Below are 15,180 nucleotides of genomic sequence, written 5' to 3' on the forward strand. Positions count from 1 at the left end.
AAGCGGCAATTGGGGATAAAGCAAATGTCTGGTGCTAAAAATCACGATTATCATATTCTTCCGCCAAGCGCGTGGCCACTGGTTGGTTCACTGACCGCTGGTTTGATGGCCATGGGCGGCATCATGTGGATGAACGCGCCTGTACTGGGCGAATATGGTGCATGGGTGTTTTATGCCGGCCTTGCTGGCGTATTGTTCACCTTTTACAGCTGGTGGTCAGATGTTATCCGTGAAGCGCATTCCGGTGATCACACCCCTGTAGTGCAGCTGCACCTGCGCTATGGCATGATCTTGTTCATCGCTTCAGAAGTTATGTTTTTTGTCGGCTGGTTCTGGGCATGGTTTGATTATTCGCTATTTCCGCAACCCTTGGAATTCCTCTCTGCCGCAGAAAATGGCGGCGAAGCGCTGGTCGAAAATCTGATCGGTAAAGAGGGAGCAGAGGCTCTGGTACAATGGCCACCTGCTGGCGTTGAAGTGCTGAATGCTTTTGAATTGCCTTTGCTTAACACTCTGATTTTGCTGCTTTCTGGTACAACCGTTACTTGGGCGCACCATTCATTGCTGCACGGCGATCGCGATGGACTGATCAAAGGTCTCTGGATCACCATTTTGCTCGGCATCCTGTTCTCTTTCGTACAGGCCTATGAATATAGCGTCGCGCCGTTCCCATTTGGTGTGACCAACTACGGTTCAGCATTTTACATGGCGACAGGCTTTCACGGTTTCCACGTTTTGATCGGCACCATCTTTTTGATGGTCTGTCTGGGCCGCGCTTATGCGGGTCACTTCACCCCTAAACAGCATTTCGGTTTTGAAGCAGCCGCTTGGTATTGGCACTTTGTCGACGTCGTATGGTTGTTCCTTTTTGCGGTTGTTTATGTCTGGGGTGGCTGGGGCGCACCGGTCCACTGATCGGTTCACTCACCTTAGCGATACTGCACATTGTGATTGTGGCGGGGCATTGATCTAGATGCCCGCGCCGCAAGACACTGGTAAAATATCCAAACCGCCGCATTTGCTTATTCAGGCAAAGCGGGCCTTGTGTCCGCAATGCGGCAATTCAAGCATGTTTACAGGTTGGATTGCGTTTCGCCACATATGCCCTTCATGCGGCCTAAATTATGACCGCTATAATGTTGGCGATGGTCCTGCTGCATTTCTGACCCTTATCATCGGTGCAATTGTCTGCGCACTGGCTCTGGCTCTGGAATTTACAGTGTTCCCGCCATTTTGGGTGCATGTGCTGATCTGGCCAATTGTCATCACCTTATTGGTGATTGGGCTGTTACGATTATCCAAGGCTGCATTGCTGATTGAGGAACATCGCAAATCTTTCCGAGAGGGCCGTTTGGCAGCAACGGAAGATGATTTATAAGGTGCATGACAGGTGATAAAACGGCTTCCCATTATTCCTACCATTCTGGTCGCGGCTTGTGTTGCTGTGATGATTGCTTTGGGTATCTGGCAAATGGGCCGTGCAGAGGAGAAAGCAGCCTTAATTGCGCAATATAGCCAAGTGGACGGTCTGGAAGCGATTGACTGGCCCATCGTGCCTGATGCAGATAACCCGCCGCTTTACCGTGCCTCCGCTTTTGATTGTTTAGAGGTGACAGATTGGCGCCAAACCAGTGGTCGCAGCGGCGATGATGCACCCGGTCTGGTGCATGTTGCGACGTGCCGATTGGATGATGCAGGCAAAACTGCGCAATTTGTCGCTGGATGGAGCAAAGCTCCGCTTACGCCCGATTGGGTTGGCGGCAAGGTGAGCGGCATTATTGCGCCTGATGGCGGCGCAATCATTCGTTTGGTAACCGCTAAAGGCGTTGGCGGGTTGAGTGATGTCGCGGCACCGTCGCCCGAAGACCTGCCCAATAATCATCTGGCTTATGCGGTCCAATGGTTTCTGTTCGCAGCTATAGCGACAATTATTTACCTGCTCGCAGTGCGTGGTCGTATACGCCGCCGCTTGCGCTAAACGGCTGATACAGCTAACCGGTCAGCATGGAATATATTAGCACCAGAGGCCAATCAGAGGGCCAGAGTTTCCGCGATGTAACCCTTGCTGGTCTGGGCAGTGATGGCGGGCTTTATGTGCCAAAAAACTGGCCGCGATTCGACATGGAAACCATCGCAAGCTGGGCTGGTCTGCCTTATGCTGATCTGGCCTGCCGCATCATGCAGCCTTTCATTGGCGATAGTTTGACCGATGCGCAGCTGAAATCGCTCTGCGATGCAGCTTATGGCGGCTTTTCCCATGACGCTGTTGCGCCATTGGTGCAAATTGACCAGCAACATTGGTTGTTAGAACTTTTCCATGGCCCGACATTGGCTTTTAAAGACGTCGCCTTGCAATTGCTCGGCGGTCTGTTCGAAGAATTTATGCAGGGCAGCGGCAAACGCCTTACAATAATTGGCGCGACTTCCGGTGATACTGGCTCAGCGGCAATTCACGCCGTTGCTGGCCGCGCAGCCGCAGAGATATTCATGCTCCATCCATCGGGGCGTATCTCCGATGTTCAGCGGCGACAGATGACAACGGTACTGGCCCCGAATGTGCACAATATCGCCATTGAGGGCAGTTTTGATGATGCGCAGGCCATGGTCAAGCGCATGTTTAATGACCCGCATGTCAATAATGCTGTGCATGTGTCTGCGGTGAATTCCATCAATTGGGCGCGGTTGATGGCGCAGATCGTCTATTATTTTGCTGCTGCATTGCAGTTGGGCGGGCCGCATCGCAAAATTGCGTTTTCTGTGCCGACGGGCAATTTTGGTGATGTCTTTGCTGGTTATGTTGCGCACAAAATGGGCCTGCCGATTGAGCGGTTGATTGTGGCGACCAATCGCAATGATATTTTGGATCGTGCAATTAGCAGCGGTGACTATTCCCGCTCAGCGCTGGAACCAACGGCCGCTCCAAGCATGGATATTCAGGTCAGCTCCAATTTTGAGCGCTTGCTATTTGATATGGTTGAGCAAGACAGCACACGTCTGGCGGATATGATGCAGGGATTTGAAGCCACCAACAGATTGACCATCGATAGTGATATTCGGGAGCGGATCACCGCTTTGTTTAGCAGTGCGGCTGTGCAGCATGATGATTTGGCACGCACAATTGATTGGGCGTACCGCGCATCGGGTGAATTGCTGGACCCGCACACAGCCATTGGCCTGGCGGCAGCGCGCGATGCACAAATCGATACGTCTGTTCCGCTCGTAACGCTGGCTACGGCGCATCCCGCAAAATTCCCAGATGCGGTAGAACGGGCATGTGGCATACGTCCGGTTCTGCCGGGCCGCATTGGCGATTTGTTTGACCGGCAGGAAAAGTTCAAAGAGCTACCGGGCGATTATGACGCGGTGGCCGCCTATATATTGGCACAGGCAAATTCTGACCTGTCTCAGGCGGGTTAACACCATGTCTGATGCTCTGGCCGTTACTGGTCCTGAACTGATCACTATGATCAGCCAGCCAAGGGCTGATTATACTTTGGTCGATAGCGGGCATGGCCGCAAATATGAACGCTATGGCGATTATCATTTCATTCGCCCGGAGCCGCAAGCCATGTGGAGCCCCAGACTGGATGACTGGCCCGCAGATGGTGAGTTTATTCCCGCATCCGATGAAGATGGCGGCGGACGCTGGCAATTGCGCGATGAGACTTTGCGCGAGGGCTGGATTGCCAATTGGAATGGTGAAGTGGATTTTCAGGCAAAGTGTACACCCTTTCGGCACTTGGCCTATTTTCCGGATATGGACCCGGTGTGGCGCTGGATGCGGCAATGTGTCGCGGATCATGCGCAGCCGCAACTGATGAATCTGTTCGGCTATACCGGTGTCGGCACTTTGGCGATGGCGGCAAGCGGGGCGCATATGGTGCATGTCGATGCATCAAAAAAGTCCGTCGCGCAGGCCCGTGAAAATTCGGATATTGCCGGCCTGTCAGATAAGCCTGTGCGCTGGATTATTGAGGATGCCGGCAAGTTTGCCGCCCGTGAGGTCCGGCGGGGCAGGCGCTATGACGGCATCATTCTCGATCCGCCAAAATTTGGCCGCGGACCCGGTGGTGAACGGTGGCAGCTTGAGGAAAACCTGCCTGATCTGTTGGCTGATTGCAGGCAGCTTTTGGATGAACAATCGCGATTTCTTTTCTTAACTGTCTATGCCGTGCGTATGTCTGCCATTGCGCTGCACGCACTTTTGACAGAATATTTTTCTGATCTGCCCGGTAAGATTGAGGTTGGCGAATTGGCTGTTGCCGAGGAAACCGGCCGCCTGCTATTGCCCACCGCATTATTTGCTCGCTGGTCTGCCTGAACAGGTCCGGCTTTTTGAGATTGAACCATTATGCCCTTAAACCCTAACGACCTACTGATATTGGAGGTCTTGGACCTTGAAGTGCCTGTTTTGACAGGTATTTATTCAGAAGAGACCAAGCTGCCACAGCCGTTACGGATCAGTATTCGTGTCGAGTTGGATATGGCCGATCATTATGCGCCCGACACGCCGCTAAGTGCGTCCAAGAATTATATGGACCTTAAAGAGGCTGCATCTACGGCCTTGCCTGAAGGATTGCATTTCACACTTATCGAAGCGGTGGCAGAGCATATTATCGCGACATTGTTCAAGCAGGATGCACGCATATTGGCGGCGGAAATCAAGATTGTGAAACTGGCAATTGCTGAAGATGATGAGCAGATCGGTATCACTATGACGAGACGGCGCCGGTGAAGCCATTATCGCCTCATACCAAAATTGCCTTGATAACTGGAGGTTGCCGCCGTGTAGGTGCTGCGATTTCTGGTCACTTGGCACGGCAGGGATGGGCATTGGCGCTGCATGGACATAGCGATACACAGCCGGAAGACAGTTTGGCGCGCATTCTGGAGAGTGAAGAAACGCCCTATGCCGGTTTCAAGGCAGACCTGCTGGATGCACAGGCAACAAGTGTATTGGTGGCAGATGTTGCCCAACATTTTGGGCGTGCGCCGGACTTGATCGTCAATAATGCGTCATTATTTGAAGATGATGCGATTGACACATTAAGCGCTGAAGCGATGGAAGCGCATTGGCGTATTCATGTCCTTGCGCCAACATTATTAACCCAAGCGCTGTTCAAGCAGCTTGCGCCCGGGCAACAGGCAAATATTGTTCATATCGTCGATCAGCGGGTGCGCAATCCGCATGGCGATCAGCTTTCCTATACATTGTCCAAACAGGCCATGGCCGAGACCATCCGCACGCTTGCCAGAGCATGTGCGCCGCAATTGCGCGTAAATGGTGTTGCGCCTGGCATGACATTGGAAACAGAGGATTATGCCGCTGGGCAGATGGACGCTATTGCCGATATGATGCCGCTCAAGCGGAACTCAACGCCTGAGGATATCGCTACTGCTGTTGCCTATATTGCAGGTGCTAAGGCCATGACTGGCCAGCTATTATATATTGATGGCGGGGCACATCTGGAAAGCTATCAGCAGGATTTTGTCCATCTCGCAGGCGAATAGACTGACGGCCTAGCCACCGCACCAATTTCTTCGCAGGTGCAAAAATATCACCACCTCTTTGTGGAACCATTGCCCAACACAGGCGTAGACAGAGCGGTTCATATATCGGACCAAGAGGAAGGAAATGAATAATGCGTATTACAAAATCTCTCGCCATTGTCCCCGCTTTGGCACTGACCCTCACCGCTTGCGGCGAAGCCACTGAGGCCGAAGCCCCTGTAGATGGCGAAGGCACAGAAGAGGTAACCGACGAAGGTGCTGAACAAGCAACAGGCAATATTGTTGAAGTTGCATCTGCCAATTCAGACTTCTCAACACTTGTCACTGCCGTTGCTGCAGCTGATCTGGTCGAGACATTGTCTGGCGATGGCCCGTTCACCGTGTTTGCACCCAATGATGCAGCATTTGCCAAATTGGGCGATGCGCTTGCTGAGCTGACCAAGCCGGAAGCGAAAGACACTTTGACCGGTATCCTGACATATCATGTGGTGTCTGGCGAAGTGAAAGCGGCTGACGTATTGAAATTGATCGAAGAAAATGGCGGCAAAGCGGAAATTACAACGGTCAATGGTGGTATTTTGACAGCATCACTGGACGGTGAAAATGTTGTTTTGACAGATGCCAATGGCGGCACGTCAACAATATTGGCAACAGATGTTGCTGCAACCAATGGCGTCATCCACGTAATTGATACAGTGGTAACACCAGCTGGATAATCCATATCGCAAGAGAACCGGTCAATGGTGCAGCAGGGCTATAGCCGGTTCTTGCGAAATAATATGATAACAGGCCTGATATTGACGTGCCCATCACGTTGATGTCAGGCTTTTATCAATCCAATTTCTACCAAACGTTCGTGCAGATAGTCATCAGCCAAAATCGGTTCGGGGTAGCGATTGGGGTTATCTGCACTAATGCACTGGTCTAGCGTTTTGATGGGAAAATCTGACCGTAGGTGTAGAAAAAACGGCATGGAATAGCGGCTATGTCTGCTGCGTTCGGATGCGGGATTGATGACACGGTGCGTAGTTGATGGCAGGTGATGATTGGTCAGCCGTTGCAACATGTCACCAACATTGATGACTAAGGCCCCTTCGGGGGGGCTGGCATCGATCCACTCATTTTCACGCGTCAGCAATTGCAGGCCAGCCTCTTCCGCGCCCAAAAGAAGCGTAATCAAATTGATATCTTCATGCGCCCCGGCACGAATGGCCCCTTCGGGCGCATCTATGATCGGCGGATAATGCAGCAGGCGCAAAATGGAGTTACCATTATGGATGGCGCCATCGAACCAGTCGTCAGCCAAGCCAAGATAGAGCGCGATACGCGACAAAATGGTCGCACCCACTTGGTCAAGTGCAGCATAGAGTGCACTTAACGTTCCGCGAAAGCCTTGCGGTGCATCGGGCCAGATATTGGGCGGCATGGTCGCAGCATCGGGGTCATTTGGCGCGACATCACGGCCAACATGCCAAAACTCTTTCAGATCATGAACTTTGGCATCTTTGGCTATCTCCCGCCCAAAAGGGATATAGCCGCGCTGATTGCCCACCACCTTATCGGCATAAAGACGTTTTTCCGCTTCATCCTGTGCAAAAAAGGCCTGCGTCATCGCCCATCCGCGTGACACCAGATCAGGGTCCAACCCATGATCCGTCACCAGAGCAAAACCTGTTTGTTGAAAGCTCTTGCCTATAGCTTGGGCAAATTCGTCTGCTGGCTGGGCCAGAGATAATATAGGCAATTGGGTCATGACATGTTCCTAGGAATAAGGCTATACCGCCGCTTTAGTAGCAATACACAGTATAGATATTTGGAAAGGCGAAAGAAAGCGATGAGTGATGGAAAAAACTATTGGCTCATGAAATCAGAGCCCGATGAATATGGCTGGGATGATCTTATCGCCGAAGGTGAAGGTATATGGGATGGCGTAAAAAACGCGCAGGCCAGCAACAATATGAAGGCCATGACGCTGGGCGATCAGATATTTTTCTATCATTCACGTCAGGGTCTGGAAATTGTGGGGATTATGGAAGTCAGTGCTACGGCGATGCCAGACCCATTTGATGAAACCGGTCGCTGGATAGCCGTTAAGGTTAAGCCTGTGCGCAAGTTGGACAATGCTGTGACGCTAAAGGCCATGAAGCAGAATCCAAAACTCTCTGACCTAGCAATTATAAGGCAAACGCGTCTCTCTGTTGCGCCAGTGACACACGATCAATGGGCAGAGATATTGTCCATGTCCGCCAACAGTCAGTCATAATGACAGATAGTCCAGACTGGCCAAACATCATGCAGGCCGTGCATCACAGTGCCAAGCCGCATTTTGGCTCTGGCAAGGTTGCGGACTATATCCCTGCACTGGCCTGCATAGACCCGCATAAATTTGGCATGACTGTCGCGCTGGGCAATGGAGAAATGCATTGTATCGGTGATACGGATGAGGCGTTTTCGATGCAGAGTATATCGAAAATATTCACGCTGGCATTGGCGCTGCAAATTTATGGCGATGACCTCTGGAAGCGGGTTGGGAGAGAACCAAGCGGTTCAGCCTTTAACTCCATTGTTCAATTGGAGAGCGAAAAGGGCATTCCGCGCAACCCATTGATAAATGCAGGAGCGATAGTGACGACCAACCATCTGGTGCAGCATTATAGTGAGAATAGCGCGCATCCACAAGGTGCTGTTGGGCAGTTGCTGGCTTTGCTGCAGGATCAAGCGGGGGATAAGAGCATAGCAGTTGATGAAGCGGTCGCTTTGTCAGAAAGTGAGACGGGTTCCCGCAATCGTTCACTGGCGCATTTCATGTCGGGTTTTGGCGTTGTGCAGGGTGATATTGAAAGGACGCTATCAAGCTATTTCCGCCAATGCGCGGTTGCCATTAGCTGCCGGCAATTGGCGCGCGCAGCGCTGTTTCTGGCTTTTGACGGCTGTGATCCGGTCAGCGGCAAGCGTGTGCTTAGCTCGCGGCGCTGTCGCAGGATTAACGCCGTGATGATGATGAGCGGCCATTATGATAATAGCGGCGACTTTGCATATCGCATTGGTTTGCCCGGAAAATCCGGTGTCGGTGGCGGTATATTGGTGGTTGCGCCAGGCTATGGAACAGTTGCGACATGGTCACCGGGATTGAATGAGGCAGGCACCTCAATGGTCGGCGCCATCGCATTGGAGGAGCTGGTGCGGAAGACAGGTTGGTCGATATTCGTTTAACTGCCTAAACTCTTTTAATTTATTTGAATAAATTTTAATTGTTTGTTTGGATAAATTGCATTATATACTTCATATCCGCCCCTCGAAATTAGGTTCACTCAATCATTCAGAGTGTTACCGAAATCTTGGGGCTTTTTGGTTTTGGGAGAGCCAAAATGTTGCGTGAAATTGCAATCTTAGTAGATGGCGGCTTCTTCACTAAAAAATTAAGTCATCTTGTAGGTAAAAATATTGCCTTAACGCCACAGGATATTGCATATAAAGTCAGAGACTTATGTTGCAATCATGTTTATACACTAACTGACTGCGATCCAAAAAAGTGGCATAAGCATGTCTATCGTATTTTTATTACGATGCATACCCTTTCACTGGTCAAGCCCATCATCCTATTACGAACGAACCAATCAATTTTGGGAAAAGTGAAAGGGCTCAGAAGCAGTATGAAATTTTTGATTGTTTGAAAAAAGAGCGTAACCTTGCTCTTAGGTTGGGATATGTTAGTAAAATCAACGATTGGACATTAAGTGGTGATATATTAAAGAAATTGTTGCGATCAGCTAATAATATGAAATATTTAAGGTCTTTAGAACCAAATGCAGATGGTTCAATTACTATCCCTAGAGACGAGTATGAAGCACTTTTACCCAATTTAGATTACTGGCAACAGTTAGAGGATTGGATGGTAAAAATGGACCTCCGGCAAAAGGGGGTCGATATGAGGATCGGTTTGGATATAGCATCTTTGACACTCAAAAAGCTAGTCAAGACAATTGTGCTGGTGGCTGGTGATTCTGATTTCGTACCTGCTGCTAAATTGGCTCGTCGAGAAGGTATACAATTCATTCTAGATCCACTTTGGCAAAGCGTCAGCGACGATCTGTTTGAACATATAGACGGCTTACATTCTGGCCTGTCAAAGAGAGGTAATCGGCGAACAGTAAGACCCAGAAGAAGTTAAACGACAAATGTTAACGCGAGTCTTTCTCGTGTATAAATTTTATACTCATTATTATACCCAATAATTGATTGTAAATACCACCATCACTAACCTGAGCGATTGGCGGTTTTTGGTTTCTGCTTACTCCGGCGCGGAGGTTATTCTGTCGGCCGGCACAATGAACTCCAGACGAATGCCAGATGGCTCCCTGATCATCATATGGGTTGTTGGCCCTTCACCCAGAAATTCCGGTGCAAATTCGACAGTAACATTATCGAGCGCCAAAAAGCGCTCATGCAATGCGTTTAAAGTGTCAAGATCACGGACAGTGATCGCCATATGATGCAATCCGACATTGTTTTTCCGGTTGAAGGCGACGGCATTTTCCGGTTTTTCGGCTTGCCACAAAGTCACAAACATTTCGCCATTGGTGACAAATTTGGCAGGATAGTCTGGCCGTCCGCCAGCAGCTTGCCATCCCAATGTCTCAATGAAAAAGGCTGTTGATGCATCAAGGTCACTGACCGTCATGCCGATATGGTTCAGGCCCAAGGTTTCGCCCTCGCCAGAGGGTTGATCAGTCTGTGCTGCGTTATCGGAGACTATGTCGCTATTGCTGTCATCCGAGGTGGTGCCGTTACAAGCGGTTAGAACCAAAGCCATAGCACTGGCCAAGGCTAGATATGTTTTTGAAATTGTCATTCATTGCTTCCTAAAGCTGCTGACCCTCGCCCCGCCAGCGGTCAGATATTCCATATCGGTTTTAAGATGCAACAACCGAATGCCGGTGCGCGCCATTGCCTGTTCCAGCGCAGGAGCAAATTCATCGGTTTGCTCAATAGTCGCAGTCCATGCACCAAAGGCTTTGCCAAAAGTGGCAAAATCGGGGTTGCTGAGCTGTGTGCCGCTAGGGCGTGCAGGATAGTCACGTTCCTGGTGCATGCGGATTGTGCCATAGCCGCTATTGTCGATCACCAATATGAGCAGATTGGCGCCATGTTGCGCGGCGGTGGCTAATTCCTGACCGTTCATCAGAAAGTCGCCATCGCCAGCAACAGCCACCACATTGCGATCAGGAAAGCGCAGTGCAGCGGCTATAGCGGCAGGCACGCCATAGCCCATAGCGCCTGCTGTGGGGGCAAGCTGGCTTGGCATGGGGCCATAGGGCCAATAGCGGTGCCACCAACCGGAAAAATTACCAGCGCCGTTGCAAATAATCGTATCAGCCGGGCAGGATTGGCGCATTGCAGCGACACAGGCCCCCAGATCAAGTGCAGCGCCATTTTCTTGCAGGGCAGACCATTGCAGCCATTGCTGATGTGCTTCGACGCCATTTCCAAAACGGGGCAGAGCGTCATCCCAAAGAGCGGCTGTCTTGCAGAATTCTGGCATATCGGCGGCGATGGCAAGATCGGTGCGATAGACGCTGTTTAATTCATTAGGGTCTGGGTGAATATGGATCAGTTTTTGCCCCGGATGATCGGGCGATATCACCGTATAACCATCAGTTGTCGCTTCGCCTAAACGGGCGCCGATAGCCAAAATTAGATCAGCATGTTTTACGCGTTCTATCAGTTGGGGATTGGGTCCATAGCCCAAATTGCCGGCATAGACCGCGCTGTCATTAGGGAAAGCATCCTGACGCCGAAAGGCACAGGCTATGGGAAGGCCCATGGTTTCGGCAAAGGATTGCAAATGTTTGCCAGCCTCTTGCGTCCAGTCCGCGCCGCCAATGATTGCAATGGGGTTTTGGGCAGCACGCAGCATCGCCATCATCTGCTGCATAGCATCGGTGCAAACCGGCTGGGCAGGGCGCGTGACTTTTGGCCGGTCGGGGGTTGCCAGCCGATCACGCAGCATATCTTCGGGCAGGACCAGAACCACAGGCCCGGGCCGTCCGGATATAGCGGTCGCATAGGCCCGCGCGATATATTCAGGGATGCGCTGTGCATCATCAATGCGCGCGACCCATTTGGCCAATGGACCGAACATCTGCATGAAGTCGACTTCTTGAAAGCCTTCACGATCACGGTCACTGCGCGCAACATCGCCAATGAATAAGATCATGGGCTGCGAATCCTGATGCGCGACATGCACGCCGATACTGGCATTGGTGGCGCCCGGACCGCGGGTGACAAAGGCTATGCCCGGCTGGCCAGTCATGGCGCCATCAGCACAGGCCATAAATGATACCCCGCCTTCCTGCCTGCAAATCACGGTTTCTATTGCGTCGGTGCGATCATGCAGCGCATCCAGCACGGCCAGAAAACTCTCGCCAGGAACGGTGAATAGGCGATCACAGCCCTGAATGATCAATTGGTCGGCCAAAATTTCGCCGCCCGTTCTTTTTTTCCGTTCTGTCATCCGTGATGCACCGCTTTTGTTACCATATAGGCCATCAGCCCGTCCGGACCATCTTCAAGCCCATGGCCTGAATGTTTGACACCGCCAAAGGGCGCATCGCCGGGGGATACGGTTTGTGTGTTAATGCCAACCATGCCGGCCTCAATGGCATCACCCAATATGTTCGCGGTCTTGAGTGCACTGGTATAGGCATAGGCGGCCAATCCCAAGGGCAGGCGATTGGCTTGCTCAATAGCATCATCCAACGTGGCGAAAGGACGGATCGCAGCGACGGGTCCAAAAGGTTCTTCATTCATGATTTCAGCCTGTAGGGGCACATCGCTGATAACGGTGGGTTGATAGAAAAAACCGTTTTCTTGACCATGTCCGGCTAGCCGCTCGCCGCCAATATGCAGCTTCGCGCCAGCAGATGTTGCATTGCTGATCATCCGTTCCATTGTGTCGGGGCGGCGTTGATTAGCCAATGGCCCCATTTTGACATTGGGCGACATACCATTGCCAACATTGATCGCCTCTGTGCGCTCGGCAAAGCCTTTGACAAAGCGATCATAAATGCCCTGTTGAACATAAAAACGTGTTGGTGAGACGCACACCTGTCCCGCATTGCGAAACTTGCCAGCGACAAGAGCATCCAGCGTTGTCTCCAGATCGCAATCATCGAAAACCAGTACTGGCGCATGGCCGCCCAGCTCCATAGTGGTGCGTTTCAGGCCATCCGCAGCCAGCCGCATCAAATGCTTGCCGACAGGCACTGATCCGGTGAAGCTGACTTTGCGGATAATATCCGAAGCTATGAGATGCTCCGAGATATGCGCAGGGTTACCAAATACGATTTGTAAGACGCCGGAGGGCAGACCAGCATCAACAAGGCAGCGTATCATTTCAATCGCGCTGGCTGGTGTTTCCTCGGCGGGTTTCAGGATTATTGGGCACCCAGCCGCCAGTGCCGGAGCCAATTTGCGCGCTGGCGTGAACAGCGGGAAATTCCATGGACTAAACGCCGCTACTGGACCGACAGGCTGATATTTAACAAAGCTGTTTTGGCCAGTGGGGCGGACAAGAACGCGGCCATAGCAGCGCTTTGCTTCTTCAGCCATAATATCAAATTGCCTAGCTGCACCGATAACCTCGCCAACGCCTTGTGCCAAAGGCTTGCCCTGTTCCAACGTCATCAAATGGCCAATCATATCGGCCCGCTCGCGCATCAGATTTGCACCTTTGTGTAAGATGGCACCGCGCTGCTCGACCGGTGTTTCCCGCCAGACAGGCCATGCACGCTGCGCAGCATCCAATGCGCGGTCCAGATCATCATTGGTGGCCTTAGGCAGGCTGGATATTGCTTCGCCCGTTGCGGGGTTAGTCACGGCTATGGCATCGCGATTGCCAATATCAATCCATTCACCATCAATATGCAGTTGGAGGTTTTCAGGGTAGTTGGTCATGCATATGCATCCTTATTTCTTTTCTTTTATCCTAGACAGTTGCCCCTTGCGCGGCAATGATTGTGACAAAAGAAAGCAATATAATAATAATGGAGAGTGATGGCATGGAAATTCTGACACAAGGATTGCGTTTTCCCGAAGGGCCGGTGGTCATGGCCGACGGCTCCGTGATTGTGGTTGAGATTGCGGCGGGCTGTATCACGCGCATTGCCCCTGATGGCAGCAAGACGCTGGTGGCAGAAACAGGCGGCGGGCCAAATGGCGCGGCCATGGGGCCTGATGGTAAGCTATATGTCTGCAATAATGGCGGGTTTAATTATATCAATGGCGGCAGCGAAGATGCCCCTTTTCTGGTGCCGCATGGCCAGCCGGATGACTATTCCGGCGGACGTATTGAACGCGTAGACATTACAACGGGCACAGTAGAAATTTTGTATAAAGATGGAGATTTCGGCTGTGTATTGCGCGGCCCGAATGACATTGTTTTTGATGCGGATGGCGGCTTCTGGTTCACTGACCATGGCAAAAATCGCCCACGCGAGCGTGATGTTACTGGCGTATTTTATGCCAAGGCAGATGGCAGCATGTTGAAAGAGGTTATCTTCCCATCAGAAAATCCTAATGGCATTGGTCTGTCGCCCGATGGCAAGCGACTTTATGTGGCGGAAACCTATACGTGCAAATTATGGGCCTATGACATTGCCGCGCCGGGGGAAATCGCCTTCACACCTGGGCTATTGGGGCCGCAAGGGCAATTTCTATACAGTCCGGCAGGATATAAATATTTTGATTCTTTGGGTGTTGAGGAATGTGGCAATATCTGCGTTGCCACTATTGGTGAAGCAGGCATTAGCGTGATTTCTCCAGAGGGGGCGTTGGTAGAATTTGTGCCCATGATGGACCCATTCACCACCAACATCGCCTTTGGCGGAGATGATATGAAGACGGCCTATATCTGTCTGTCTGCCACCGGCCAACTCGTCAAAATGAACTGGAGCCGCGCCGGACTAAGGTTGGAAAGTTAATGCCTATCACCACTATTATCTTTGATTTTGGCGGGGTTATTACGTCCTCCCCTTTTGAAGCATTTAACCGGCTGGAGGCGGAGCGCGGTGTGCCGCTAAATAGTGTGCGGCGGGTCAACAGCACCAACCCGGACGATAATGCCTGGGCGCGTTTTGAGCGAGCTGAGATTGATGCGGCGGCTTTCGATACTGCCTTTACTGCTGAAGCTGAAGCGCTAGGCATAAAAGGATTAAGCGGCGCAGATGTGCTGGCCTGTCTGGCGGGTGATGTGCGCTCTGCCATGGTGGCTAAGCTGGATGATCTCAAAGCGGCGGGTTACACGGTCGCCTGTATCACCAACAATGTGCCGGCAGGTAAGGGCTCTGGCCTGAAAGGTTCCGGCATGGCGATGACGCAGGAACAAGCGAGCGAAATTGCGGCGATCATGGCGCGTTTTGACCATGTCATAGAAAGCAGCAAGGTAGGACTGCGCAAGCCTGACCCGCGTATTTATGAAATGATGTGTGAGGCGCTGGATGTCACGCCGGAGCAGTGCATCTATCTTGATGATTTAGGTATCAACTGCAAACCAGCAGCAGCCCTTGGCATGACCGCGATCAAAGTTACCAGCGGGGAGCAGGCTTTGACCGATCTTGAACAGGCATTGGCTGGATAGGCTTCAGAACAAAGCCGTTTATGAGCGAATTG

The 15,180-nt window shown here is 51.6% G+C and carries 18 protein-coding genes; 14 read left to right on the forward strand and 4 right to left on the reverse strand.

The genetic code is table 11. The features are described from left to right. The first annotated feature begins 24 nt into the window (after positions 1-24). The 8 genes from ACR9YC_RS02870 to ACR9YC_RS02905 all read left to right on the forward strand — a co-directional run bounded on the left by ACR9YC_RS02870 (position 25) and on the right by ACR9YC_RS02905 (position 6,227). A complete protein-coding gene (locus ACR9YC_RS02870) occupies positions 25-915 on the forward strand; it encodes a cytochrome c oxidase subunit 3 (RefSeq protein ID WP_438729572.1) in 891 nt (296 codons plus the stop codon). A 58-nt stretch (positions 916-973) separates the two neighbouring features. After that, the gene (locus tag ACR9YC_RS02875; protein ID WP_438729573.1) at positions 974-1,378 is read left to right on the forward strand and encodes a DUF983 domain-containing protein; all 405 of its coding nucleotides are present in this window, start codon (positions 974-976) and stop codon (positions 1,376-1,378) included. 12 nt (positions 1,379-1,390) lie between these two features. Then, positions 1,391-1,978 carry an SURF1 family cytochrome oxidase biogenesis protein gene (locus ACR9YC_RS02880; protein ID WP_438729576.1) on the forward strand — a complete coding sequence of 196 codons (588 nt, stop codon included), beginning with the start codon at positions 1,391-1,393 and terminating at the stop codon, positions 1,976-1,978. Positions 1,979-2,004: 26 nt separating this feature from the next. Further along, positions 2,005-3,417 (forward strand): threonine synthase, encoded by a 1,413-nt coding sequence (thrC, locus tag ACR9YC_RS02885; protein ID WP_438729578.1) that lies wholly within the window; start codon positions 2,005-2,007, stop codon positions 3,415-3,417. Between the two features lie 4 nt (positions 3,418-3,421). After that, positions 3,422-4,321, forward strand: a complete 900-nt coding sequence (locus ACR9YC_RS02890; protein ID WP_438729581.1) for a class I SAM-dependent methyltransferase — start codon at positions 3,422-3,424, stop codon at positions 4,319-4,321. 30 nt (positions 4,322-4,351) lie between these two features. Beyond that, positions 4,352-4,735 carry a dihydroneopterin aldolase gene (locus tag ACR9YC_RS02895; RefSeq protein ID WP_438729584.1) on the forward strand — a complete coding sequence of 128 codons (384 nt, stop codon included), beginning with the start codon at positions 4,352-4,354 and terminating at the stop codon, positions 4,733-4,735. Beyond that, positions 4,732-5,511 carry an SDR family oxidoreductase gene (locus ACR9YC_RS02900; RefSeq protein WP_438729587.1) on the forward strand — a complete coding sequence of 260 codons (780 nt, stop codon included), beginning with the start codon at positions 4,732-4,734 and terminating at the stop codon, positions 5,509-5,511. Before ACR9YC_RS02895 ends, ACR9YC_RS02900 begins: the two co-directional genes overlap by 4 nt. Positions 5,512-5,642: 131 nt before the next feature. Then, entirely contained in the window at positions 5,643-6,227 is a 585-nt protein-coding gene (locus ACR9YC_RS02905; RefSeq protein ID WP_438729589.1) for a fasciclin domain-containing protein, read from the forward strand. 104 nt (positions 6,228-6,331) lie between these two features. Here ACR9YC_RS02905 and ACR9YC_RS02910 read toward each other — a convergent pair whose 3' ends face one another. Then, positions 6,332-7,264, reverse strand: coding sequence for an isopenicillin N synthase family dioxygenase (locus ACR9YC_RS02910; RefSeq protein WP_438729591.1), 933 nt, complete (start codon positions 7,262-7,264; stop codon positions 6,332-6,334). Positions 7,265-7,345: 81 nt separating this feature from the next. Between ACR9YC_RS02910 and ACR9YC_RS02915 the strand changes: the two genes are divergently transcribed. From ACR9YC_RS02915 to ACR9YC_RS02930, 4 genes are all read left to right on the forward strand, one after another. Further along, a complete protein-coding gene (locus ACR9YC_RS02915; protein WP_438729594.1) occupies positions 7,346-7,774 on the forward strand; it encodes an EVE domain-containing protein in 429 nt (142 codons plus the stop codon). Next, a complete protein-coding gene (locus ACR9YC_RS02920) occupies positions 7,774-8,724 on the forward strand; it encodes a glutaminase (protein WP_438729597.1) in 951 nt (316 codons plus the stop codon). The genes ACR9YC_RS02915 and ACR9YC_RS02920 overlap by 1 nt, the downstream gene beginning before the upstream one ends. A gap of 155 nt (positions 8,725-8,879) precedes the next feature. Further along, on the forward strand, positions 8,880-9,185 hold the full coding sequence (locus ACR9YC_RS02925) for a hypothetical protein (protein ID WP_438729599.1): 306 nt from the start codon (positions 8,880-8,882) through the stop codon (positions 9,183-9,185). Further along, positions 9,182-9,682 (forward strand): NYN domain-containing protein, encoded by a 501-nt coding sequence (locus ACR9YC_RS02930; protein WP_438729602.1) that lies wholly within the window; start codon positions 9,182-9,184, stop codon positions 9,680-9,682. Before ACR9YC_RS02925 ends, ACR9YC_RS02930 begins: the two co-directional genes overlap by 4 nt. Positions 9,683-9,802: 120 nt before the next feature. Here ACR9YC_RS02930 and ACR9YC_RS02935 read toward each other — a convergent pair whose 3' ends face one another. From ACR9YC_RS02935 to ACR9YC_RS02945, 3 genes are read right to left on the reverse strand one after another with little or no spacing between them, the layout of a single operon-like run. Then, complete coding sequence (locus tag ACR9YC_RS02935) at positions 9,803-10,363, reverse strand: VOC family protein (RefSeq protein WP_438729605.1); 561 nt, start codon at positions 10,361-10,363, stop codon at positions 9,803-9,805. Continuing rightward, positions 10,364-12,025 carry a thiamine pyrophosphate-binding protein gene (locus tag ACR9YC_RS02940; RefSeq protein ID WP_438729608.1) on the reverse strand — a complete coding sequence of 554 codons (1,662 nt, stop codon included), beginning with the start codon at positions 12,023-12,025 and terminating at the stop codon, positions 10,364-10,366. Then, complete coding sequence (locus ACR9YC_RS02945; protein WP_438729611.1) at positions 12,022-13,467, reverse strand: NAD-dependent succinate-semialdehyde dehydrogenase; 1,446 nt, start codon at positions 13,465-13,467, stop codon at positions 12,022-12,024. Before ACR9YC_RS02945 ends, ACR9YC_RS02940 begins: the two co-directional genes overlap by 4 nt. Positions 13,468-13,571: 104 nt before the next feature. Between ACR9YC_RS02945 and ACR9YC_RS02950 the strand changes: the two genes are divergently transcribed. Together ACR9YC_RS02950 and ACR9YC_RS02955 are read left to right on the forward strand one after the other, a co-directional pair. Next, the gene (locus ACR9YC_RS02950) at positions 13,572-14,492 is read left to right on the forward strand and encodes an SMP-30/gluconolactonase/LRE family protein (RefSeq protein ID WP_438729614.1); all 921 of its coding nucleotides are present in this window, start codon (positions 13,572-13,574) and stop codon (positions 14,490-14,492) included. Beyond that, complete coding sequence (locus ACR9YC_RS02955; RefSeq protein ID WP_438729617.1) at positions 14,492-15,148, forward strand: HAD-IA family hydrolase; 657 nt, start codon at positions 14,492-14,494, stop codon at positions 15,146-15,148. The genes ACR9YC_RS02950 and ACR9YC_RS02955 overlap by 1 nt, the downstream gene beginning before the upstream one ends. The last annotated feature ends 32 nt before the right edge of the window (positions 15,149-15,180 follow it).

Origin of the sequence: Parasphingorhabdus sp. DH2-15, assembly GCF_051668705.1 — a bacterium.
GTDB lineage: Bacteria > Pseudomonadota > Alphaproteobacteria > Sphingomonadales > Sphingomonadaceae > Alterisphingorhabdus.

Bases quoted from the DNA above. Each gene is read 5' to 3' on its own strand.
- ACR9YC_RS02870 (WP_438729572.1), top strand. From the start codon at position 25: ATGTCTGGTGCTAAAAATCACGATTATCATATTCTTCCGCCAAGCGCG.
- ACR9YC_RS02875 (WP_438729573.1), top strand. From the start codon at position 974: ATGCCCGCGCCGCAAGACACTGGTAAAATATCCAAACCGCCGCATTTG.
- thrC (WP_438729578.1), top strand. From the start codon at position 2,005: ATGGAATATATTAGCACCAGAGGCCAATCAGAGGGCCAGAGTTTCCGC.
- ACR9YC_RS02890 (WP_438729581.1), top strand. From the start codon at position 3,422: ATGTCTGATGCTCTGGCCGTTACTGGTCCTGAACTGATCACTATGATC.
- ACR9YC_RS02895 (WP_438729584.1), top strand. From the start codon at position 4,352: ATGCCCTTAAACCCTAACGACCTACTGATATTGGAGGTCTTGGACCTT.
- ACR9YC_RS02905 (WP_438729589.1), top strand. From the start codon at position 5,643: ATGCGTATTACAAAATCTCTCGCCATTGTCCCCGCTTTGGCACTGACC.
- ACR9YC_RS02910 (WP_438729591.1), bottom strand. From the start codon at position 7,264: ATGACCCAATTGCCTATATTATCTCTGGCCCAGCCAGCAGACGAATTT.
- ACR9YC_RS02915 (WP_438729594.1), top strand. From the start codon at position 7,346: ATGAGTGATGGAAAAAACTATTGGCTCATGAAATCAGAGCCCGATGAA.
- ACR9YC_RS02920 (WP_438729597.1), top strand. From the start codon at position 7,774: ATGACAGATAGTCCAGACTGGCCAAACATCATGCAGGCCGTGCATCAC.
- ACR9YC_RS02925 (WP_438729599.1), top strand. From the start codon at position 8,880: ATGTTGCGTGAAATTGCAATCTTAGTAGATGGCGGCTTCTTCACTAAA.
- ACR9YC_RS02935 (WP_438729605.1), bottom strand. From the start codon at position 10,363: ATGACAATTTCAAAAACATATCTAGCCTTGGCCAGTGCTATGGCTTTG.
- ACR9YC_RS02940 (WP_438729608.1), bottom strand. From the start codon at position 12,025: ATGACAGAACGGAAAAAAAGAACGGGCGGCGAAATTTTGGCCGACCAA.
- ACR9YC_RS02945 (WP_438729611.1), bottom strand. From the start codon at position 13,467: ATGACCAACTACCCTGAAAACCTCCAACTGCATATTGATGGTGAATGG.
- ACR9YC_RS02950 (WP_438729614.1), top strand. From the start codon at position 13,572: ATGGAAATTCTGACACAAGGATTGCGTTTTCCCGAAGGGCCGGTGGTC.
- ACR9YC_RS02955 (WP_438729617.1), top strand. From the start codon at position 14,492: ATGCCTATCACCACTATTATCTTTGATTTTGGCGGGGTTATTACGTCC.